We start from the raw sequence: 21,447 nt of genomic DNA, 5'->3' as shown, positions 1-21,447 counted from the left end.
TGTGTTGGTCGGATTATAGGGGCGCCTTTACAGCCCTGGCACAAGATCTAGAGGGGTAGGACTGTTTTGGCAGCCCTCTGACCACATGTAGCGCCAGTCAACTGGGGTCAATCTTTGGCGGAGCCTTCATCGCGGCGTCCTCTCCAAACGCCCTCGTCGTCGCCTCGGCAGTCGTCACAAGTCGGTTGCATCAGCCGACCCCAGGATTCGATCGAAGATCTCTGCCGTTGTTTCCTCGGTTGCTGTCACGTAGTGCGCGGAATGGGTCTTGTCGCTGTGCCCCATGGCCAGTGCCATTGATGCCCCTGGAATGCCGCGGAGATGCCCACGGGTCGAATAGGTGTTCCGGAAGGAATAGGGCCGCAGCCATTTGCCCTGCTCTTCAAACGCCTTTGCCATTTCCTTCCAGAGCTTCAGTCGCCCCAGGTACTGCGCCACTGCCGCGCCACGTTCCTTGAGTGGTGGGAATGGCATCAGGCCAGCATCAATCTGTGCTGCCAAGTCCCCTGCGGGGTAGTCCTCACCATCAGGACCCTGCAGCGGGATGGCCTGGAGCCAGCGTGGCTTGGTTTCAGTCTTGGTGGTGCGGCCGCCAGCAGCCTTTCTGTAGCTGCACCAGAGCTGGAGCTTGCCGGTGGTGGGGTTCACCTTTGGCTGCAGGTGCATTAACTCCTCAGGCCTCAACCCATAGACGGCCATCACCAGCAGGACGTTGCGCCAGGTTTCTGTGGGAGCAGCATCCAGCAGTTCGAGGATCTGAATGTCGCTGAGGATCGCAACCTCGCGTTCATCCTTCGCTTTGCCATTACCGGCCAGCATCAACTTTTGGTGCTGGGAAATGATCCACTCACCACTCAAACCTTCATGCGCCACGGCGTAGGTCAGCATCCGGGTGACAGCCCCGACGCACTGCTGCCTGGCGCGTGGTTTGTCGCTCCAGCCGCCGGTGGTGATAGTGGCATCGATCAGTTTGTAGGGAGTTGCAGGTGACTTGGGACTGGCCAGCAGCTTCACCGCCTGGTCGCAATAGGTGCGCTCCAGAACCATGGTCTTGTCGCTGACCTGTTTGCCGTTTTGCTGCCGATCTCGGTAGTGGGCTGCGGCGATCGCCTGCCAGTTGATTCCGCTGATTGTGGAGGGGATTCCTAAGGCAGGTTCCTCGTCGGCATCTTCTGGGTGGAGCTCGGCCCAGGCCTCCGCCAGGGACTTCGGCGGGTCGCTTTGAGTCGCTTTGTAGAGGCTGGCCAAGGTGTCGGTCACGGGGCCGATGCAGCCCACCTCCCACGCGATCGGGAGTGTCTTTGTCCATGACGCAGCCGCGCCACCGGCTCCAGCGCGAACACGAAGCTTCACCTTCCCTCGGTGCTCGCTGACTGACCAGCCTCGAGGAACGCCTGAATTTTTGATTGATTCCTTGAGGACGGGGCGGAAATCGAGCGCCATGAGTTACTGCTTAGCGGGACCATTCCCAGAATCATGGCACAGAAAGTGGTCCCGTAGTGGTCCCGCCAATAAAAAGCCCGCCGTCTGGCGGGCGAGGATGGCTGAGAAGCCTTGGTGTAGCTGACGCCCCCTGATGGATTCGAACCATCGACCGACTGCTTAGAAGGCAGTTGCTCTATCCAGCTGAGCTAAGGGAGCAATGGCGCCATTGTTGCAGCCAATCCTCCTTGCAGCGCTTAAGGTTGGTGGCTGCGCAATTCCTGCGATGGCACCCAGCCGGCTTACCGACAGTCAGAAGCAGGAGCTTTTGGCTCGTTACCGCGCCGGCGAGTCTAGTTCGGCTTTGGCTGCTTTCTACGCCATCAGCCCGAACACCGTCAGCCGCACGGTTCGCACCCTTCTCAGTCAGGAGGATTACGACGCACTCAAGTCAGCGCGTGCCCGTTCCGGTTCTGTGCCGTCATCACCTGAGTCCTCTGTTGCTGGGGATGCCTCCAGCGCAAGTCGTTCGGGCACTGAAAGCGCTCCCGTCAGCACCGACGCTCAGCCGGTCGAGGACGAAGGACCTTCGAACCTGGCTCTTGAAGATGCCGATGACTTCGGTGATGACGACGCTGATGAGGTGAGCGATGACGACGGCTTTGACGGTTCAGCGGACAATGTGTTCCAGGAAATCGCTGTTCTGCCCGTTGATCTGCCGCAGGTGAGCCGTGAGCAGGTCAGCTGCCTTCCCTTCGCTTCCGGTGTCCTCCCCGACAGCGTCTACATGCTCGTCGACAAAACGGTTGAACTGGATCCAAAACCGCTCAGTGAGTTCCCTGAACTCGGTGTTCTCAATCCGGAGGAGCTCACACGTCAGGCACTGTGTCTTTACTCCAGTCCCCGTTCTGCCAAGCGCCAGTGCGGCCGCAGCCAGCGTGTGATCAAGGTTCCCGACACCCAGGTGTTTGAGCGCACATCACGGCATCTGCTCGCCAGGGGAATCACGCGCCTCGTGCTCGAAGGCGCCTTGTATTCACTCGACAGCTGATTCACCGTTGGGACTGTGGCATAAGCACCGCCGCGAGGCTGCCGCCGCTGATCACCCCCAGCACCGTGCTGACGCCAACAATGAACCCTGCAGGAAGAGGGGCTGTTCTGCCCACACCCAGGTTCAGCCTGTAGCGGTCGCTGAGGTTCTGCGCTCCAAGGCAAAGCACCACCAGCAAGGCTGAACCAGCTCCAAGGGTGATCAACAGCAACCTGAGGCGCAGCAACATGCCGCGAATTCCTTGAATCTTCCCTCAGTCTGCCTGGTTCTGCTGTGCATGCAGCAGTGCGTAGAGCTCACGTCGTGATCGGCCGGCGATCCTGGCCAGATCCTTGGCCGCATCGGCCGGTTTCATGCCCTGTTCGATTCGTGCTGACAGTTGCTCAAGGCACTGCTCATCACTCAGGCAGGTCTGCTCCTGCTCGGATGCACCGCCCAGCACCAGGGTGAACTCACCCTGAGGGGAATGCCTCTGAAAATGCTCCAGGGCCGCAATCACCGTGGGGCCTATCTGTTGTTCATGACGCTTGGTCAGTTCGCGGGTCACCTGCAGGGCTCGCTGATCACCGCAGAGTTGCTGCAGCTCTTCCAGCAGTTTCACCAGTCTGTGCGGAGCCTCATAAAGCACCGTGGTGCGTTGTTCCTCAACCACCGCTGTCAGTCGTTCGCGGCGTTCGCGCCCCTTGGTCGGCAGAAATCCTTCAAAACAAAAGCGGCCGCTGGGAAGGCCACTGCTGACCAGTGCCGTGGTGGCTGCGCAGGGCCCCGGGATGCAGATCACGGCATGGCCTGCCTGACGTGCGGCAGCCACCAGATCTTCGCCTGGATCGCTGATGCCCGGCAGCCCTGCATCACTGATCACGGCGATGCTGTGGCCATTGCCGAGTTCCTCCAGAAACTGAGGAATCCTTCCCTGGGAGTTGTGTTGATGAAAGCTGCAGCGCCGTGCTTTGGAGCCAAGGGCTGTGAGTAACTGGCCGCTGTGGCGGGTGTCTTCGCAGGCGATGGTGTCCACGGCGATCAGCAGGGCCCGTGCCCGCGGAGAAAGATCGCCCAGATGGCCGATCGGTGTGCCCACCAGATAGAGAACACCACCTTCCGGTTCGGCGCGTTGCTTCACAATGGCTCCGCCAAGACCTTCTCCATGATGCCGACTTCGATGAGCCTGCCTGCCGGCATCAGTCAGGACCGCCTTCTTGAAGCCCTGCGTCCTCTGTGCTGGGGAGCCGCAGACATTCTGCGGGCCTATGCCCGCGGCGAGCAGCCGCCCCATGGCTTTTCCCGTGCTCTCAGTGTTGACGATGGTGGAGAGGGACCGGTGTCTGCAGCGGATCTGGCCGTGAATCAATGGCTTCTGGATGGTCTGCGTTCAGCATTCCCCGATGCAGGCTGGACCTTGCTCAGTGAGGAGACAGCCAAGGAACAGCTCACCGCAGGCGAACCGTTGCCGGCCGAATGGCTGTGGATTCTTGATCCTCTCGATGGCACCAAGGACTTCCTGCAAGGCACTGGTGAATATGCGGTCCATCTGGCGCTGGTGAGGGGGCAGCGTCCGGTGCTGGGTGTGGTGTTGCTTCCCGAGGCTGATGAACTCTGGTTCGGCCTGGTGGGTGATGGCAGCTGGTGTGAAAACCGCACCGGCGCTCGCAGCCCCGTGGGTTTCAGCCACCGCTCCGCTGAGGGCGAACTGATCATGGTGGCGAGCCGCAGTCATCGCGATGATCGCCTGGAGCGGCTGATCGCCGCTCTCCCCCTCGCCGGCTCCAAGGCTGTCGGCAGTGTGGGATGCAAGGTGGCCACCATCCTTCGGGGGGAGACTGATCTCTACATCTCGCTATCAGGCAAGAGTGCCCCGAAAGACTGGGATATGGCGGCTCCAGAAGCCGTGTTGCTGGCAGCTGGTGGTGCTTTCACCCATGCGGACGGTCGTCCACTCACGTACAACACAGGCGATGTGCGTCAGGCCGGTTGTCTGATTGCCAGCCATGGAAAAGCCCATGCCGATCTCGAACGGAGAGCGGCACAGGCCATGGAGACAATCGATCCTGGTTTTCAGGTCTGAGGCGACCCCTCAGGAAAGGGGCGCAACGGGTGTGGGAGCAGGTTCGGGCTCAGCGTCTTCGCCGTTCTGAGGCACACCGCGCAGCGTCAGGTTGATGCGGCCGCGGTTGTCGATTTCGCGGACGCGAACGGTGACCTCATCGCCCACCTTCACCACGTCTTCCACCTTCTCGACACGAGCCTCTGAAAGCTGGGAGATGTGGATCATGCCCTCCTTGCCAGGCAGGATCTCCACGAAGGCGCCGATCGGAATGATCCGGGTGATGGAGCCACTGAACACCTCGCCTTCGTTCACCTTGCGGGTCAGACCTTCGATGATTTTTTGAGCTTCATCAGCCGCCGCCCCGTCATGGGAGGCAATGGTGACGATGCCGCTGTCCTCGATGTCGATCTTGGTGTTGGTGCGTTCGGTGATCCCCTTGATGGTGCGTCCACCAGGGCCGATCACCGTGCCGATCAGTTCCGGATCAATTCGGAAGCTGAGCAGGCGAGGGGCATGGGGGGACATGCCATCGCGTGGGGTGTCAATCGCCTCGAGCATCTTCTCGAGGATGTGGAGACGGGCAGGACGTGCCTGATTGATTGCTTCTGCGACCGTGTTGATCGCCAGGCCGGTGATCTTCATGTCCATCTGCAAGGCAGTGATCCCCTTGTCCGTGCCCGCCACCTTGAAGTCCATGTCGCCGAGGAAGTCCTCGATGCCCTGGATGTCGGTGAGGATGCGGACCTCCTTGCCCTCCTTGATCAGACCCATGGCGGCACCGCTGACGGGTGCTTTCAGAGGCACGCCCGCATCCATCAGGGCCAGGGTGCTGCCGCACACCGAACCCATTGAGGTGGAGCCGTTGGAACTGAGAACCTCGCTCACCACCCTCACCACATAAGGGAAGGTGTCCTTCGCAGGCAGCACGGGCAGGATGGCGCGCTCTGCCAGCGCACCGTGCCCGATTTCGCGCCGACCGGGGGAGCGCATCGGCTTGGTCTCACCCACCGAGTAGGGAGGGAAGTTGTAATGGTGAAGGTAGGTCTTCTCGGTGTTGGGGTTGAGGTCGTCCATCTCCTGGGCATCACTCGGTGTGCCAAGGGTTGCGGTCGACAGCACCTGAGTGAGACCGCGCTGGAACAGACCGGAACCATGCACCCGCTTGGGCAGAACACCGGCGGCTGCACTGATCGGACGCACCTGATCCAGGCTTCTTCCGTCGACCCTCTTGCCGTCCTTCACAATCTGCTGACGCATCAGCTTCTTGGTCAGGGCTTTGAAGCTGGTCGGCAGTGCTTTGCCGTTCCCTGAAACAAGCTGGCGCACCGGGTCGCTCTCTTTGAGGCCCTCGATGGTTTCAGCGGTTTGCTCACGGATGGCATCGAGCTTTTCGTCGCGCTCGGCCTTGCTCTGGTCGAACTGGCTGAGCACTTCACCGATCGATTTGCTGCAAGCCTTCTCCAGATACACCGGAAGCGTTGTGTCTTCGCTGGGAGCCTCCGGTTTCACCTGCTCAATTCCAGCCTCCTTGAGGATGGTTTCCTGTGCCTTGATCAGTTCACAGACCGCTTCGTATCCGAAGTCGATCGCTTCAATCACATCGCCTTCCGGCAGCTGATTGGCGCCAGCCTCAACCATCACCACACCTTCAGGTGTGCCGGCCACGACCAGATCGAGGTCTCCGCGTTCGATCTCACGGAAGCTGGGGTTGAGCACGAAGTCATCACCCAGCAGGCCAACCCGCACCGCGGCCATCGGCCCCTGGAAAGGAATGCCAGCAAGCAGGGTTGCCATGGAAGCGCCTGTCACCGACAAGACATCCGCAGGGACACGTTCGTCGAGAGACATGCAGGTGGCCACGATCTGGATGTCGTCTCTCATCCAGCTGGGAAAGAGAGGCCGCATCGGCCTGTCGATCAGGCGGCAGATCAGTGTGGCGCGCTCGGGAGGTCTCCCCTCACGGCGCATGAAACTTCCCGGAATGCGCCCTGCTGCGTAGAGACGCTCTTCGTAGTCGCAGATGAGAGGAAGGAAATCGATGCCTTCCCGTCCTTTGGACTGGGTGGCTGTGACCAGTACCGAAGTGTCACCGCATTCGATCATCACCGAGCCGCCGGCCTGTGGGGCGTACCGCCCCGTGGTCAACCGAATCTCCCGACCGTCAAAGGAGATCGACTGTGTCTGACCTTGCACTGTTGTTTATGTCTTTCTATCAAGGTTGATTCTGGCACTTCACAGGATTGGAACGTCAATCCCACTGAATCCAATTTGATTCGGCCTGTGACATCCATCAAAAAAGGAGGTGTTCAAACACCTCCTTGACTGCATCACTTTTGATTCAGGACTCGGTGAATCACCAGCTTGATTTCACGACGCCGGGAAGTTCACCCTTGTGGGCACGCTCGCGAAGCTGATTACGGCAGAGACCGAAGTCGCGATAGACCCCTCTGGGCTTGCCTGTGGCCCAGCAGCGGTTACGCATGCGGGTAGGCGCACTGTTGCGGGGCAATGCCTGGATCTTGCGGTGGATCTCGAGGCGCTTCATGGGGTCTTCCGCTGCATTGAAGGCGGCCATCAGGGCATTGCGCTTGGCTGAGAAGCGTTCAACCATCTTCTTGCGCTTCGCGTCACGGGCGATCATCGACTTCTTGGCCATGCAGCGGTTGAAAAGGAGCAGTTCAATCAGCAACCATACAGTTTCACTGGCCGATCAATTGACGCACCACGGGGAGCTGGCTGGTGTCACGCACGATCAGCAGCACACTGAGGCCCAGCACCAACAGCAGACTGGACTGCATCACAGCCAGCTGAAACCGTTCCGGCAGCGGACGTCCGCGCAGCCCCTCAAGCAGCAGAAACACCAGCTGTCCGCCATCGAGCAGGGGCAGCGGCAGGGCGTTGAGGACTGCCAGATTGATGGAGATCAAGGCCACAAAAAGGGCGAGACCCGAGCCTCCCTGACTCGAGAGTTGCGCGCCCATCTCCACAATCTTCACAGGGCCTGAAACCTGCTGGGCGGTGGCGCCGAAATTGGTGAACAATCCCGCGTAGCCGGAGACCGTTCTGCTGAACAGTCCGCTGAACTGCTGGCTCGACACACTGACTGCCTCCAGCGGCGAGCGCACAGGACGGGTGGAGCCGCTGACCACCTCCTGAAGTTGAGCGCCGATACGACCCACACCCTGTTGATCGGCAGGTGTGAGCTGAAGCGGCGTCAGCACACCATCACGAATCACCTGAAGTGTGAGTGGCTGGCCGGGGCTGTTGCGGATGGGATCAACCGCAGCCTGCACGGCGGGCTCGCCACGGCCAAGATCCACCGCATCGATCGACAGAATGCGATCGCCGGGTTTGAGCCCCGACAGAGCTGCCGGTTCCCCTCCCTGCACGCTCATCACCATCACACCAGGTCCTGGCTCCCCGGGAACTCCGGTGGTGGCTGTGTGCCCGACAAGAACCAACCAGGCCAGCAGCAGATTGGCCAGCACGCCAGCGCTGATCACGAGCATCTGCTGGGGAATCGGTCTGTTGCGCAGCAGATCCGGATCGTCTTTGGGAATGTCGCTTTCGTCGTCGTCTTCGGGGAATGAAACGAATCCACCGAGAGGCAGTGCCCGCAGCGCGTAGGTCACGCCACCCTGCTCGGTTTTGAGCAGAGCAGGCCCAAATCCCACTGAAAAACCGTTGACACGAATGCCCTGGAGTCGGGCCGCGAAGAAATGCCCGGCTTCATGAATGACGATCAGCAGCCCCAGAGCCAGCAGTGAGGCCAGAACGTTCATGGAAACCGTTTCAATCCGTTCATTCTGGCTGGATTCTGTCTCCACCGAAGTAAGGCACCAGCGCCTGGGGCAGCAACACACTGCCGTCCGACTGCTGACCGTTTTCCAGCAATGCCGCCATGGTGCGGCCGATCGCCAGACCGCTGCCGTTCAGCGTGTGAACCAACTTGGTCACTTTCCCTTCCTTGGTTCGGATTGAGGAGCGTCGCGCCTGGAAATCACCGCAGACGCTGCAGCTGGAAATCTCTCTGTACGCTCCGGCTCCTGCGAGCCAGACCTCCAGGTCGTAAGTGCGTGAAGCCGAGAATCCCAGATCACCTGTGCAGAGTTCGAGCACCCGGTAGGGGAGTTCAAGGGCCTGAAGCACCGCTTCAGCATCAGCTGTGATCTGCTCGTGAGCTTCAGCGGAGTGGTCAGGGTGCACGAACCAGTACAACTCGACTTTGTTGAACTGGTGCAACCGAATCAGGCCACGGGTGTCTCTGCCATAGCTTCCAGCTTCCCTGCGGAAGCATGGGCTGTAAGCCACATACTTCAGAGGAAGCTGATCGATCGGAATGATTTCATCGCGATGCAGCGAGGTGACAGGAACTTCCGCGGTGGGCGTCAGCCAGAGATCGTCGTCTGCGCAACGGAAGCTCTCCTCGGCAAATTTCGGGAGCTGACCTGATCCGGTGAGACTGGCACTGTTCACCAGCACCGGTGGCAGCACCTCCTGATATCCCTTGTTGCCGTGCAGATCGAGCATGAAGTTGACCAGAGCTCGCTCCAGTCGTGCGGCCTGTCCAAACAAAGTCACAAACCGGCTCTGCGCTATGCGCACTGAGCGTTCGCTGTCCAGGAGGCCGAGACGGTCTGCGATCGCCCAGTGTTCTTCGAGACCTTCCTGTTGCCGCGGGACGCCCCAGCTGCGCAATTCGATGTTCTCGGTTTCATCCCTGCCATCAGGACTGTCCGCAGAAGGCAGGTTCGGAAAGGTGAGCAGCTCTGTCTTCAACCTGGAGGACAGTTCCTTTTCCTCGTCCTCGAGGACGGACACCTTCTGCTTGATGGAATTGCCCTGTTGACGCAGTTCAGAGACCTCGGCCCCTTTCGGGTCAGCTCCGGCTTTGATCTTCTGGCCCACGTCCTTGCCGATGCGGTTGCCCTCCGCCTGAAGGGTGCTGCGCCGCTGTTCAAGATCCCTTTGATGCTGAGCGATCTGTTGAAGGGGGCTGAGATCGACATTCAGGCCTCTGCGTCCCAGCTGTGTGGCAATCAGCTCAGGGTTATCTCGCACCAGACGCTGATCGAGCACAGGGATTCGAATGATCGCGCCGGCAGCCTAGGCGTCCGCTGTCAGAGCTCTGTCCTGCCTCAGAAAACCTGGCCCACCATCACTGCAGCCACAGCTGAGAACAAAGTGATTCCCAAGGCTGTGACAGGGTTCTGACCCTGAGCGACGGCCACCGTGGTGATCACCCCGGCTCCAAGGCAGGCTGCTGCCAACTGGGTGGTGATATCGGAGGTACGGTTCAAGTCCGGTGTTTCGGCGGTTCCTGGAACCTACGGAGGCTGACTGGGGCTGTCTCGGGTTGAGGGGATGGATTGTTACGCCGCGTCAGGGTTCGTTACGGCCCGCAATGATGCTGGCCTGGCCCGCCCGGCACTGGCCCATTGCTTGAGGCTCTCCATCTGTTCCCTTGCAGTGCGTGAAAGCGGTACAAGCTGTGAAGCCGCCAGGATCATGTCGCTTTCAGTGAGTTCACGGATTTCGGCGAACGCCAGGTGCATCGCCTCAATCACCACCTGCTCCAACTCGGCGCCGGAGTAGCCGTCCGTGCGATCGACCACCGTTGACAGCGGCAGATTGAGGCCGGGGCGGCGGCGTTGCAGGTGAAGGCTGAGGATGCTCAGACGTTCATCCCTGGAAGGCAGATCCAGCAGGAAAATCTCATCGAAACGGCCCTTGCGAAGAAGTTCCGCCGGTAAACGCTCCACGCCGTTCGCCGTCGCCACCACAAACACGGCAGAGCGTTTCTCTGCCATCCAGGTGAGAACGGTGGCCAGAACCCGCTGACTGGTGCCGCCGTCACTGCGGCTGTCATTGCCGAAGCCTTTGTCGATCTCATCAATCCAGAGAACGCAGGGTGCCATCGCTTCCGCCCGCTGAATCATGTCGCGGGTTCTGGCTTCGCTGGCTCCAACCAGCCCGGAGAAGAGGCGTCCCACATCAAGTCGCAACAGAGGCATCGACCAGCTGTGGGCAATGGCTCTGGCGGTCAGTGATTTGCCGGTGCCCTGCGGACCCACGAGCAGCACTCCTCTCGGGAGAGGAAGTCCGAAACGGCGTGCATCGTCATTGAAGGCTCGGTGTCGCTGGTCAAGCCAGTGCTTGAGGGTTTCGAGCCCGCCGATGTCGCCAGGTGTCGCATCCGTCCGGCAGAACTCCAGCACTTCACTGCGGGCAAGGGACAGTCGTTTCTCCTCCAGCACATCCACCAGGTCCTCGCGGCTCAGCGATCCACGTTGTGCGAGCGCCTTAGCAGCCACATGCCTCACCCTGGCTTCACTGAGACCACAGCAGGCATGGGTGAGTTCCTCCAGCACATCAGCCTCCAGAGCTCGACCGCTTGCCCTGGCGATGTTGGCGAGCAGTGTTCTGAGCTCCTGCTCCTGGGGCAAGGGCAGGTCCATCAGCGTGAGGGCCTCGTCAAGGTCCGCCGGTGGTGTCCACTGCCCGCAGGTCACGATCAGGGTGTGTGGTGTGGTTCGCAGCTGGCTGGCAAGGTTGCGAAGCATGCGGGCAATGCCCGGGTCCTCACAGAACCGGTGCACATCCTTGAGCAGCAGAAGGGTCGGACTGGACGGGGAGCGTTCCTGCAGCCACTGCAGCACCGCCATGGGCTGACGGGCACCCAGCTGTTCCTGGCCAAGAGCACCGCTGAGGCCGCCCACGAAATCCCAGCAGGTCAGGGTGCGATCGGGCAGTCGCTCCGAGGTCTGACGCAGCAGCGTTTCAACGCGCTCCTCCTCATGGCTGCGGATCCAGATCAACGGTGTGCCTGATCGGATCAGCAGATCCAGCTGTGCGATCCAGTTGTCAGTCATGGTGTGTCCCGTTGCGTTGCATCGACGACTGCAGATCCTTCAGGGCCTGCCAGCGAGGGTCAGGGCTTTTCTCTCCGTGGGATGCAGCACCATCCGCTGGTTGTTGCGGCATCCCAGGACAATGCTCCCCACAGCGATTGACGACTGACATCTGCAGACTCAGCTGTTCGTAAATCCAGCGTTCCGGTTCGAAGTCACCACGTGGGTCCAGGCACTCCATCAGCCCCTCGGGTGAGGTCGGATCAAGACCTGTCTGGGCGAGATGATCATCGCTGGGTTCCGTGCCCAGCCAGATCAGTTCCCTGGAGACAGCGCTGAGCTGTTGGTTGAAGTGACCGAGGCAGCGGTCGCAGCGGAGGCAGATGATGGTCTGCACAGACCCTTCAACCTCCAGGAGATTGCCGAGATGTTCAGCCCTGATGGTGCCTCGCACAGGGGTGAGGCTTGGCATCTCGTCGAGTTGACCCTCCACAGACCAGACCCTGGGGCTTCCCAGAGCTTGTAGCTCCCTGAGCGGTACCGGCTCAAGGCCGGGAATCATTTGTTGCCGCCCTTTGGCTCGAAAGGCAAACGGCTTCCAGCAACTCCACCGGCTGCAGCTGGTTCGGGTTGCTGCTTGAGCTGTTCGTCCAGGATGGCCTGCAGATTGTCAGGCAGAGCCTCACGAGTCAGCAGGAAGGTCTGCACGGCCTGGAAGATGTTGGCGATCACCATGTAGAGCAGAACGCCGGCCGGCAGTGGGAAGAACAGGAACATTCCTGTGATCATCACCGGGGTGATTTTGTTGGCAGTGGACTGCTGAGGATTGGCGGGCATGCCCATGCCCGACAGCAGCTGGGAGATGAACAGGCTCAGTCCGAAGGAGCCAACAAGGATCGCGATGTCCCAGTTGACAGCCCCGTCGGTGTAGAAGCCCACCTGGCCGAGAGCCTTGATGAACAGGAAGCCACTGCGGGCTGCCAGGCCTGGGATCTTTCCTTCAACGGTGGCATCACCGGGAGCGAGCGCTGTGATCTCTCCTGTTTCCGAGACGGAAACAATCGATTCGCCTTTGGTGACCGTCCAGGCCGGCAGGAAGGAGCGTCCGTTCTCAACATCGTCGAGAACGTCCGTGAAGGGCTCCCCGCTCTTGGTCTGGAGCTGGATCTGAACGTTCTCACCGGTACCGATCTTGGTTCCACCGGGGAGGCTTGCGATCACTGGAACGTGATCGGTTTCCGTCACAAAAATCGAGTGACTCGCCGTCGTGAACGGTTTGGGCTCAACCGCCGCGATCTGTTCCGCTGGCAGCACCTTGAGATTGAGGGTGTAAGGAACGTCCGCGAACGGTGACCCACGCAGGGTGGCGAACAACGCAAACAGAATCGGCATCTGCACCAGCAGCGGCAGGCACCCGGCCAGGGGGCTGCCGAACTCCTTCATCAACTTGCCGAGTTCTTCCTGCTGCTTCTGAGGGTTGCTGGCATAGCGGGACTTGATTTCAGCCTGCCGCTTCTGCATCACGGGCTGGGCAATACGCATGCGCCGTGCACTGCGGATCGATCCTGCGCTGAGCGGGAACAGAGCCAGGCGAATCACCACCGTGAGAGCCACGATCGCGAGGCCATAGCTGGGCACCAATCCATAGAAGAAATCCAGGATCGGCAGCAGCAGATTGTCGGAGATGTAACCGATCACGATGGCGTTCCGATGGGCGGTGAAGGGTGATGCCAGTGTGCAACAGCGTCGATGCCGTTGCGCGACTGTGCAGGATCAGGCAGCAAAGCCTTTGTTAGGAATGCTCTCACTGCTGGAACCGGCGGATTCGCTCCTGCCTGAGATGCGTTCCTGGATGTAGGCCTCAACCTCCCGGAAGCGAGGCATTGAACGAAGCTCAAGTCGTGAGCCATCCGTGAGCACGAGCACCATGTCGCCCCAGGCGCCAAAGCCGCGGGGAACACAGCGCACCTCACGGATCTGGCTGTAGACCACCTGGCTGCGGTCCTTGCCCATCCAGCCACCACTCACGGACACTCGCCGGCTGGTGATGCGGAATCGCAGCCAGAGAGCCCGCACGATGGCGCCCACCGTGAATGGCAGAGCGATCAGGGTGAAACCCAGAAGGATGTTGAAGATGAGATCACCCTTCGCAGGACCTCCTTCGTAAAAAATGTCTTCCTTGATGGAGCTGGTCATGGCTTCAGGCCCGCCTGTTCGAGCAATCTGTCGCATTCTTCCAGCAAGCCGTGATCCTCTGTGGCCGCTCCGGGCTTCAAACTGATCAGAAGCCAGACAGAGGCATGTTCCGGAGCATGTCCAAATCTTGCGCGCAGATGATCATGCAGGCGTCGCCGCAATCGATTCCTGATCACGGCGCGCTTGCTGACCTTGCTGCTGATCACCACAGCCACCCTGCAGGTCGGCGATGCGAATGGGACATTCGACTGACGCGCAGCTGTCTGACGGCGGAGCAGGCCATGGCTGGCAGAAGCCCTGCGCAGCACCATCAGGGTGCCGTGAAAGCGCTTGCCTCTCCGGTGCATGTGATCAAAGCAGCGATGGCCACGCAGACGCATGGATGCCGGCAGGACCATCGCTGGAACATGCGGGAATCAAACGGACAGGCGTGAACGGCCGCGCTTGCGGCGGCTACGGATCACGCGACGACCAGTGTGTGTCCGCATGCGCACTCTGAAACCTGAAACACGTCTGCGCTTACGGCTTGTGCCTCCAAGAGTTCGCTTCGTCATGGGTTTTTTACGGCGTCCGGCCTTTCGTCAAGGAGGGACTTTATCAGTCAGGGTCAGTCGATATCCACAAGCCAGCTGCCGAGGTAGCCGGACACAGGAACGTCCCCCGGGGCCTGCGCAAGAGCATTGAACTGGAACATTCCGCCCTGGCTCGGGTTGAACACATTCATCACCACGGCATAGGTTCCGCCGGTCGGGATCGGAGTGTCGGGGAAGACCTCGATGGCTGTCTGTTTCTCGTTCACCTCGAAGACCGCAGGCAGCACTTCCTTGCACTTGCTTCTTGAGAGCATTCCTCCCATCGACATCCTGCAGAGTGTCAGTGCCTCTGGACGGATGCGAGCGTTGAAATAGCTGGGAACCGTGATGCTCAGCTTGAGGATCGCGGTTTTGCGATCTTTTTTGCGCAGCATGAAGAAGTACTCCGAACGCTCACGGCGGCGCTGACTGGACTGGACAAAGTAGAGCTTGCGATAACCAGTTCCTGAATCCCATCGGAATTCCAGCAGGGAAGGGGTGTTCTGAGCAACGGCATGGGGTGCAGAAAGGGGCAGCAGAGCCACTCCGCCGAGGACACCGCAACCGATCAGAGCTGCCAGTCCTGCGCGGCGTCTGGAGGTGGGAGAACAATGTCGTTTCATCGTGTTTCGATAGCGGTCGGCGCGAATGCCGTAGTTCGTGAATGAATTGTCCTGAGAATCTTGCGAACGCAGGTGCTTCGGGGGTCGGCCCCTGATCTGTCAGTTGTGACCAGATCGGTCCGGGCGCAATCGTGATGCTCCCCGCAGGTAGGGATGGTGAAGCGACCTGTCGGAAGGAATCCAGGCGTGAGCCAGCAGACGGATACAACGGGCAAGATCCCCTTGGACGGCCATCTGCTGAACATCCAACAGGGCCACGTCTTCCCAGCCCGATCGGCGGCGTGCCGTCGCTGCTGGAAAGCTGGCATCCAGATCGGCGGTCACGGAGAACGTCACGGAGACCAGCTGGTCTGGATCGAGTGCGTTCATGTCCATCAGAACGTCCACCAGTTCGGCGACAGCCTCATGGATGGCGTGAGCGCTGTTTTCAGCACAGGTTGTGGCTCCGCGCAGGCCCCGCAGCAGCCGAGGTGCCGTCATGGTCTGTGCATCCAGAGGGGCTGGCCGCTCAGCTCCAGTTCCGTGGTCAGCAACTGATCGAGTCTCAGTAAGAGGCTTGATCCAGGAAGACCTTGCAGCAGGCGCTTGCGAGGTTTGCCCAGGGTCACCGGTCGGCAGCGCTCTTCATCAAGCTCGGCCAGACGGGCTGCCACCAACCGAGCCTGTTCCTCGTCTCCCAGCTCATCCACGAGCCCCAGGTCCTTGGCCTGCGCTCCACTGAACACACGCCCATCTGCGAAGGTTCGCACCGTGTCCCTGTCCAGACCACGGCCTTCGGCCACCGCTCCAACAAACTGGTCGTAACTGCTGTCGATCAGGCTCTGCAGCAGCTCACGCTCCTCAGGACTGAGAGCCCGGTCAGGGGACAGAATGTCCTTGAAGGCTCCGCTCTTGACCGTCTCGAATCGGACGCCGACCTTCGCCAGCAGCTCGGACAGGTTGTTGCCTCGCAGAATCACCCCGATCGAGCCGGTGATGGTGCCGGGATTGGCCACGATCGAATCGGCTGCCACGCCCACATAAACACCTCCGGACGCGGAGATGTTGCCGAAGCTGGCCACCACCTTGCAGCCTTTTTCGCGCAGACGCAGGAGGGCTGCATGGATCTCCTGGCTGTCGCCGACCGTTCCTCCCGGACTGTCAATGCGCAGCAGGAGTGCCGGGAACTCCCGTTCCTGCACGTCGCGAAGAGCCTTCAGCACCCTGCGTCGCGTCGAGCTGCTGATCGCCCCCTCAATCACGATGCGCGCCATGCGGCGTTTGGACTTGCGGCGCCAAAGCCACCCCATGATCCTCTGTTCAACTCGCCGGATCTTAAAAAGGACCCTGTCTGCGTATTTCGATGTCGACATTGCAGCGCTGGTTGCTGATGGTGCTGCCCTTCGCCCTGTGGGGCACCGCCATGGCGGCAATGGCCCCTCTGGTGCGTTCTGGCGGTGCTCCTCTGGTGGCCTGTCTGCGGCTGCTTCCGGCGGGCATCGTGCTGCTTGTCGCTGTTCCCTACCTCGGCAGACCACTGAAGATTGATTCGGCAGATCGCACTTGGTTCCTGCTGTTCACGCTCGTGGATGCGTTTCTTTTTCAGTTTTTTCTGGCCAAGGGCCTGCAGGGCACCGGTGCCGGGCTTGGATCGGTGCTGATCGACTCGCAGCCGCTGATCGTGGCTCTGCTGGCGCGCTGGCTGTTCGCGGAATCGATCAATCCGATCGGCTGGATCGGACTTGTGGTCGGACTCGCCGGGATTGTCTGTCTTGGGGTGCCCGCACCTCTTCTTCAGCACTGGTGGCTGCAGGCTGATCTGTCCGAGCTGCAGGCGGGCTGGCAGGAGGGGACTGGCTGGATGCTTCTGGCGGCGCTGGCGATGGCTCTGGGCACCGTGCTGTGCCGTTTCGCCTGTAAGAACAGTGATCCGGTGGCAGTGACCGGGTGGCACATGGTGCTGGGGGGATTGCCTCTCCTCGCCTGGCACGGGCTGGATCCCAGCACGGCGTTGATTCCTCCCTGGACAGCTTCAGAGTGGGTTCAGATGGCCTACGCCTCGTTGCTGGGCAGCGCTCTGGCCTATTCCATTTTTTTCTGGTTCGCCAACAGGGAAGACCTCACCGGTTTCAGCACACTCGGTTTCCTCACACCGGTTTTCGCGCTGGCCTCCGGAGGAGTGTTACTCGGGGAACGCCTCGACACCCTGCAATGGCTGGCGGTCTTGCTGGTGATGATGTCGGTGGTGCTGGTGAGCCAGAGACAGCGACTCTGGGAGCCCTGGCTCTCGGCCACTGTCAGCCCTTCCGGGGATCTCAACGCATGAGCGATCGTCCTCTGACCCTGGTGCTGGTGAGCACGCCCGTGGGACAGCTCGGCAGCGGCAGGGGTGGTGGTGTGGAACTCACGCTTGCGTCGCTGGTGCAGGGCCTGGTGCAGCGTGGTCTCCACCTGCATCTCGTTGCCCCCGATGGTTCCTGTTCACCGGTGCAGAACGCACAGGTGACTCTCCATACGGTCCCAGGGGTGGATCAACCGAGTTGGCAGCATGCCGAGCGGGATTCTCCGATGCGGATTCCCCAGGATGCTGTGCTGCCCCGGCTCTGGACTTGCGCGCTGGAGCTGGCCAGCGATGCCGATGCCCTGATCAATTTCGGATACGACTGGCTGCCGATGTGGCTCACGCCTCATGTTGAGAGCAGGATCTTTCATCTGGTGAGCATGGGATCCGTCTCCGCGGTGATGGATGGTGCGGTGGCTGATCTCGCGCGCTGGGATCAGCGCCGCCTCGCCTTTCACACCCGCCGTCAGGCCAGTGACTTCGATCTGGTCGAACCTCCTGAGGTGGTGGGAAACGGTTTTGATCTCTCCCGCTACGAGCTGAAGCTCGGAACGGATGGTCCCCTGGGCTGGGCCGGTCGGGTGGCTCCCGAAAAGGGGCTGGAGGATGCGGCAGCGGTTGCCGCCCGGCTGGGCGAGACGCTGAGGGTCTGGGGCCTCGTCGAAGACAATGCCTATGCGAGGCGTATCGAGAGTGCCGTTCCCGCTGGAACGATCGAATGGTGCGGCTTCAAGCCGACCAGCGAGCTGCAGCGAGAGCTCGGCGGTTGCAGGGCATTGCTCAACACGCCGAAGTGGAATGAGGCCTACGGCAATGTTGTGGTGGAGGCGCTGGCCTGTGGGGTTCCGGTGATCGCCTACGACCGTGGAGGCCCAGGAGAGATCATCCAGAACGGCGAAACCGGCTGGCTGGTTCCCCCGGATGACCGCGATGCCCTCGAGCAGGCAACCCTGCGAGCGTCGTCGATCGACCGTCAGGCCTGTCGTGGCTGGGTGGAGCGCTGCGCCAGTCAGGAGGGACTCGCCGCACGGGTCGAGGCCTGGATCCGCAGGGGGCTGACTCCAGTGGATGGCACCATCTCCTGATGACAGCGGACTCATCAGCCCCGATTGCTTCAGTTGTTCGTCAAACCGTTCGACAGCGACGGCGAGGAATGCTGCTCATCCTGGTGCTCGCCGTTGTGATCTTCTGCTGGCAGCTCGGAAACACGGGGCTCGTCGATGAAACGCCACCTTTGTTCGCGGCTTCAGGCCGTGCCATGGCGGAGACCGGCGACTGGCTCACACCACGGGTCAACGGGTTGCCTCGGTACGACAAACCACCACTGGTGTACTGGCTGATGGGTCTGGGCTATGCCCTGCCAGCAGGAACGGTCTGGGACCCGCTCGGCACCTGGGCCGCCCGTCTGCCCTCGGCTCTGGCTTCGGTGCTGACCATGCTCGCTCTCGGCGACACGCTGCTGCGCTTCCCGCTGCGGGGCGATTCACATCCCTGCCGGACGGCGATCGCCGCAGCGCTGGCTTTCGCGCTGTCCCCCCTGGTGCTGATCTGGAGCAGAACCGCTGTCAGTGATTCGCTGCTCACAGGAACGCTCGCTCTCAGCCTGCTGTGTCAGTGGCGCTGTTACGCCAGTGGATCGGGACGACGTTGGTGGCTGGCCTGGATCGTGCTGGCCTTTGCCGTGCTGACCAAAGGTCCTGTGGCGGTTGTGCTCACAGGGATCACCCTGGTGCTGTTCGCTGTGATTCGCAGAGATCTGGCAGGCCTCTGGCGTTCTCTAAGGCCTGTTCAGGGTCTGCTGATCACGGCTCTGATCAGTCTTCCCTGGTATGCAGCCGAATTGCTGGTGGAGGGACAGCCCTTCTGGGACAGTTTCTTCGGCTATCACAACCTTCAACGCCTCACCAGCGTTGTGAACGACCACCTTCAGCCCTGGTGGTTTTTTGGACCTGTGCTGGTGGTGGCGTCATTTCCATTCACCCCGCTGCTTCTTCTTGGTCTGGGGAGGGTGATCACTGATTTCGCAGGAGATCCTTCCTCGCGGCTCATGCCATCCGGAGAGAGCCTTGGCCAATTCGCCGGCTGCTGGTTGTTGGCCGTGTTCCTGTTGTTCACCGCAGCGGCGACCAAGTTGCCCAGCTACTGGCTTCCAGCCACTCCGGCTGCCGCCTTGTTGATCGCCTTGACAGCTCATCCCCCGTCGCTTCAGCGATGCAAGGGGCCCTTGATTGCCTGGTGTTCGACCGCTCTTTGCACAGCGATCCTGGCGGCGGGGCTGCTGGCCTCGCCCCTCTGGATCCCTTTGATTCAGGATCCGGAGATGCCCACACTGCCGGCTGAGCTGATGGCCAGTGGGCTGGTGATCAGGGCGGCCGCGTGTTTCATTCTCGCCGTCGTGCTTGGGACCTGGAGTTTTTGGCGCCCTGTGTCCGGACGACTGCTGATCTGGCAGGGACCGATGGTGCTGTTTCAGATCATTGCCCTTGTGCCGATGATCCAGCTTGGAGATCGAGTCCGGCAGCTACCGGTCCGGCAGCTCGCCAAGCAGGTTGTTGAACGGCGTCGTCCAGGGGAGCCACTGGCGATGATCGGCGTGTTGAAACCTTCGCTTCACTTCTACACAAACCAGGTGGTGGTCTATGAAGGCCAGTCGAGGGCAGCTCTCGCCAATCTCGCTGATCGCCTCAGTCATGAGCAGCGACAAGGCTTCAAGGGCTTGCCTCGTACGGAGGTCGACGCATCGCCCTCCGTGCTGGTCGTGATCAACCGGGGGACGGCAGCAAGACAGCACTGGCAGGGTCTCAATCCGCAGAAACTGGGGAGCGCTGGGATCTACGAGTTGTGGCGGCTGGATCGATCCCGACTTGACCAGCGTGCATCGGATCTGCTCGATGACGGCGTCTCTCTCACCTGGAAGAAGCCACGGCCAGAGCGTTACTGAATCCGATCATCCTGCGCCGACAACTCGCTCAGCTGGATGCGACGGCAGAAGCTGCAATGCCCCCACTGCGCCATCTCTCCGAGAGGCGACGGCGTTCCGCAACGCGGGCATGCATCGATGCCGTGCACATCGATGCGACTGGGGTGTCGCTTCCAGTCTTCGAGCGGGTCTCCTGCCGGTGAGCGCCCTGCTGGATGGTGTTGCTGAATCCGCAGATCACGAACAGGGTGGTCGGCTGCACGGATGGCAGCGAGTAGCTGAGGCTTGCTGTAAAGCAGGGCCTGTCGCCACTGGGGGTGGCTGGCTCCAACGATTAGCGTCCCGCTCCTGAGCGCCAGCGGCTGACAATGGCTGGAGAGCGGATCGCCTGCCAGTTTCGGCCAGTCCTGCCAAAGAGCTGCCAGTGACCCCTCTCGTCGCCATTGGTTTTTGAGTGCTTCCAGGCAGCCGCTGATTGGCTGAACGGGTGCCGGTTCCGGTGGCATCAGCAGCTCACCGTTCCCAAAGCGGCGGCGCTGAGATTTCGGGGCCCGACCCATGCCAATTGCCGATTTGGTTTGACCTTAGGCAGGCGCCATTGATTTGCTGGCTACCCTCAAATCGCTACCGTCCCGATCCATGGGTTTCTTCGACCGGCTCAGCCGACTGCTGCGCGCCAACGTCAACGATCTCGTGAGCAAGGCCGAGGATCCCGTGAAGATTCTCGACCAGTCCGTGGCGGACATGCAGGAGGATCTGGTCAAGCTGCGCCAGGCGGTCGCCTTGGCGATCGCCAGTCAGAAGCGTCTTCGCAATCAGGCCGAGCAAGCGGAAACCCAGGCGCGCACCTGGTATGAACGCGCGGAGCTCGCTCTCAAGAAGAACGAAGAGGACCTGGCCCGTGAAGCACTCACCCGGCGAAAAACATTTCAGGAGACCTCAGCAACTCTGGCCAAGCAGGTGCAGGGTCAGGACGCTCAGGTGGAGACCCTGAAGAAGAGTCTTGTGGCACTCGAGGGCAAAATCGCCGAGGCCCGAACCAAGAAGGACATGCTCAAAGCCAGGGCCCAGGCGGCCAAGGCCCAGGAGCAGCTTCAGAGTGCCGTTGGGAACATGGGCAGCAATTCCGCCATGGCTGCCTTTGAGCGCATGGAGGACAAGGTTCAGGCGATGGAAGCCAGCAGCCAGGCCGCGGCTGAGCTGGCAGGCGCTGATCTGGAGAGCCAGTTCGCCGCTCTCGAAGGCGGCAGTGATGTGGATGATGATCTCGCTGCTCTTCGACAGCAACTGGCCGGTGGACCAGAAGCCGTTGCGCTCCCAGCAGCTGATCAAGGCAAATCCGAAGCCGTGCAGCCTGTGAATGTGTCTGAGGTGGACAACGATCTCGAGGAGCTCCGCCGATCCATCGACAAGATCTGATCACCCAGGATTGATCAGCAGTTCTCAAT

The 21,447-nt window shown here is 60.9% G+C and carries 24 protein-coding genes and 1 tRNA gene; 6 read left to right on the top strand and 19 right to left on the bottom strand.

The features are described from left to right. Window positions 1-174 precede the first annotated feature (174 nt). On the bottom strand, window positions 175-1,443 hold the full coding sequence (locus tag SIB73_RS08735) for a site-specific integrase (RefSeq protein WP_413405888.1): 1,269 nt from the start codon (window positions 1,441-1,443) through the stop codon (window positions 175-177). A 124-nt stretch (window positions 1,444-1,567) separates the two neighbouring features. Further along, window positions 1,568-1,641: transfer RNA gene (locus SIB73_RS08730), tRNA-Arg, on the bottom strand. Window positions 1,642-1,708: 67 nt separating this feature from the next. Here SIB73_RS08730 and SIB73_RS08725 point away from each other — a divergent pair. Continuing rightward, on the top strand, window positions 1,709-2,473 hold the full coding sequence (locus SIB73_RS08725; RefSeq protein WP_413405890.1) for a helix-turn-helix domain-containing protein: 765 nt from the start codon (window positions 1,709-1,711) through the stop codon (window positions 2,471-2,473). A 1-nt stretch (window position 2,474) separates the two neighbouring features. Here SIB73_RS08725 and SIB73_RS08720 read toward each other — a convergent pair whose 3' ends face one another. Continuing rightward, window positions 2,475-2,702: a hypothetical protein gene (locus SIB73_RS08720; RefSeq protein ID WP_413405892.1), complete on the bottom strand. Its 228-nt coding sequence runs from the start codon at window positions 2,700-2,702 to the stop codon at window positions 2,475-2,477. A 24-nt stretch (window positions 2,703-2,726) separates the two neighbouring features. Further along, window positions 2,727-3,593: a 16S rRNA (cytidine(1402)-2'-O)-methyltransferase gene (gene rsmI / locus SIB73_RS08715; RefSeq protein WP_413405893.1), complete on the bottom strand. Its 867-nt coding sequence runs from the start codon at window positions 3,591-3,593 to the stop codon at window positions 2,727-2,729. Window positions 3,594-3,617: 24 nt separating this feature from the next. Between rsmI and SIB73_RS08710 the strand changes: the two genes are divergently transcribed. Next, window positions 3,618-4,535, top strand: a complete 918-nt coding sequence (locus SIB73_RS08710) for a 3'(2'),5'-bisphosphate nucleotidase CysQ family protein (protein WP_413405895.1) — start codon at window positions 3,618-3,620, stop codon at window positions 4,533-4,535. Between the two features lie 9 nt (window positions 4,536-4,544). Here the strand turns inward: SIB73_RS08710 and SIB73_RS08705 are convergent, their stop codons facing one another. The 14 genes from SIB73_RS08705 to sppA form a co-directional block, all read right to left on the bottom strand. Then, window positions 4,545-6,710 carry a polyribonucleotide nucleotidyltransferase gene (locus SIB73_RS08705; RefSeq protein WP_413405898.1) on the bottom strand — a complete coding sequence of 722 codons (2,166 nt, stop codon included), beginning with the start codon at window positions 6,708-6,710 and terminating at the stop codon, window positions 4,545-4,547. A 160-nt stretch (window positions 6,711-6,870) separates the two neighbouring features. Continuing rightward, window positions 6,871-7,173: a 30S ribosomal protein S14 gene (gene rpsN / locus SIB73_RS08700; protein ID WP_413405900.1), complete on the bottom strand. Its 303-nt coding sequence runs from the start codon at window positions 7,171-7,173 to the stop codon at window positions 6,871-6,873. 43 nt (window positions 7,174-7,216) lie between these two features. Next, a complete protein-coding gene (rseP, locus tag SIB73_RS08695) occupies window positions 7,217-8,299 on the bottom strand; it encodes an RIP metalloprotease RseP (protein ID WP_413405902.1) in 1,083 nt (360 codons plus the stop codon). Between the two features lie 19 nt (window positions 8,300-8,318). Further along, on the bottom strand, window positions 8,319-9,596 hold the full coding sequence (serS, locus tag SIB73_RS08690) for a serine--tRNA ligase (RefSeq protein ID WP_413405904.1): 1,278 nt from the start codon (window positions 9,594-9,596) through the stop codon (window positions 8,319-8,321). Window positions 9,597-9,655: 59 nt separating this feature from the next. After that, on the bottom strand, window positions 9,656-9,817 hold the full coding sequence (locus SIB73_RS08685) for a hypothetical protein (protein ID WP_413405906.1): 162 nt from the start codon (window positions 9,815-9,817) through the stop codon (window positions 9,656-9,658). Window positions 9,818-9,889: 72 nt separating this feature from the next. Beyond that, window positions 9,890-11,389: an AAA family ATPase gene (locus SIB73_RS08680; RefSeq protein WP_413405908.1), complete on the bottom strand. Its 1,500-nt coding sequence runs from the start codon at window positions 11,387-11,389 to the stop codon at window positions 9,890-9,892. Continuing rightward, the gene (locus SIB73_RS08675; RefSeq protein ID WP_413405910.1) at window positions 11,382-11,930 is read right to left on the bottom strand and encodes a YceD family protein; all 549 of its coding nucleotides are present in this window, start codon (window positions 11,928-11,930) and stop codon (window positions 11,382-11,384) included. Before SIB73_RS08675 ends, SIB73_RS08680 begins: the two co-directional genes overlap by 8 nt. Further along, the gene (gene yidC, locus SIB73_RS08670) at window positions 11,927-13,066 is read right to left on the bottom strand and encodes a membrane protein insertase YidC (protein ID WP_413405912.1); all 1,140 of its coding nucleotides are present in this window, start codon (window positions 13,064-13,066) and stop codon (window positions 11,927-11,929) included. The genes SIB73_RS08675 and yidC overlap by 4 nt, the downstream gene beginning before the upstream one ends. Window positions 13,067-13,141: 75 nt before the next feature. Beyond that, entirely contained in the window at window positions 13,142-13,564 is a 423-nt protein-coding gene (locus SIB73_RS08665) for a PH domain-containing protein (RefSeq protein ID WP_413405914.1), read from the bottom strand. Further along, window positions 13,561-13,962, bottom strand: coding sequence for a ribonuclease P protein component (locus SIB73_RS08660; RefSeq protein WP_413405915.1), 402 nt, complete (start codon window positions 13,960-13,962; stop codon window positions 13,561-13,563). Before SIB73_RS08660 ends, SIB73_RS08665 begins: the two co-directional genes overlap by 4 nt. Before the next feature lie 18 nt (window positions 13,963-13,980). Beyond that, window positions 13,981-14,118: a 50S ribosomal protein L34 gene (rpmH, locus tag SIB73_RS08655; RefSeq protein ID WP_074159280.1), complete on the bottom strand. Its 138-nt coding sequence runs from the start codon at window positions 14,116-14,118 to the stop codon at window positions 13,981-13,983. A 53-nt stretch (window positions 14,119-14,171) separates the two neighbouring features. After that, window positions 14,172-14,759, bottom strand: a complete 588-nt coding sequence (locus SIB73_RS08650) for a DUF2808 domain-containing protein (protein ID WP_413405916.1) — start codon at window positions 14,757-14,759, stop codon at window positions 14,172-14,174. A 99-nt stretch (window positions 14,760-14,858) separates the two neighbouring features. Further along, window positions 14,859-15,239 (bottom strand): chorismate mutase, encoded by a 381-nt coding sequence (gene aroH, locus SIB73_RS08645; protein WP_413405918.1) that lies wholly within the window; start codon window positions 15,237-15,239, stop codon window positions 14,859-14,861. Next, window positions 15,236-16,048 (bottom strand): signal peptide peptidase SppA, encoded by an 813-nt coding sequence (sppA, locus tag SIB73_RS08640; protein ID WP_413405920.1) that lies wholly within the window; start codon window positions 16,046-16,048, stop codon window positions 15,236-15,238. The genes aroH and sppA overlap by 4 nt, the downstream gene beginning before the upstream one ends. 53 nt (window positions 16,049-16,101) lie before the next feature. Here sppA and SIB73_RS08635 point away from each other — a divergent pair, with 53 nt between their 5' ends. From SIB73_RS08635 to SIB73_RS08625, 3 genes are read left to right on the top strand one after another with little or no spacing between them, the layout of a single operon-like run. Further along, window positions 16,102-17,064: a DMT family transporter gene (locus SIB73_RS08635; RefSeq protein ID WP_413405922.1), complete on the top strand. Its 963-nt coding sequence runs from the start codon at window positions 16,102-16,104 to the stop codon at window positions 17,062-17,064. Then, complete coding sequence (locus tag SIB73_RS08630; protein WP_413406311.1) at window positions 17,061-18,164, top strand: glycosyltransferase family 4 protein; 1,104 nt, start codon at window positions 17,061-17,063, stop codon at window positions 18,162-18,164. The genes SIB73_RS08635 and SIB73_RS08630 overlap by 4 nt, the downstream gene beginning before the upstream one ends. After that, window positions 18,164-20,020, top strand: coding sequence for an ArnT family glycosyltransferase (locus SIB73_RS08625; RefSeq protein WP_413405924.1), 1,857 nt, complete (start codon window positions 18,164-18,166; stop codon window positions 20,018-20,020). The genes SIB73_RS08630 and SIB73_RS08625 overlap by 1 nt, the downstream gene beginning before the upstream one ends. Here SIB73_RS08625 and SIB73_RS08620 read toward each other — a convergent pair. Further along, the gene (locus tag SIB73_RS08620; RefSeq protein WP_413405926.1) at window positions 20,014-20,559 is read right to left on the bottom strand and encodes a DUF721 domain-containing protein; all 546 of its coding nucleotides are present in this window, start codon (window positions 20,557-20,559) and stop codon (window positions 20,014-20,016) included. The genes SIB73_RS08625 and SIB73_RS08620 overlap by 7 nt on opposite strands. 79 nt (window positions 20,560-20,638) lie before the next feature. On the opposite strand from SIB73_RS08620, the gene SIB73_RS08615 reads away from it, so the two are divergent. Next, entirely contained in the window at window positions 20,639-21,418 is a 780-nt protein-coding gene (locus tag SIB73_RS08615; RefSeq protein ID WP_413405928.1) for a PspA/IM30 family protein, read from the top strand. The last annotated feature ends 29 nt before the right edge of the window (window positions 21,419-21,447 follow it).

The organism is Synechococcus sp. MIT S9509 (genome assembly GCF_047303035.1).
Classification (GTDB): Bacteria; Cyanobacteriota; Cyanobacteriia; order PCC-6307; family Cyanobiaceae; genus Synechococcus_C.
This window is presented reverse-complemented; position numbering and strand designations above follow the sequence as displayed.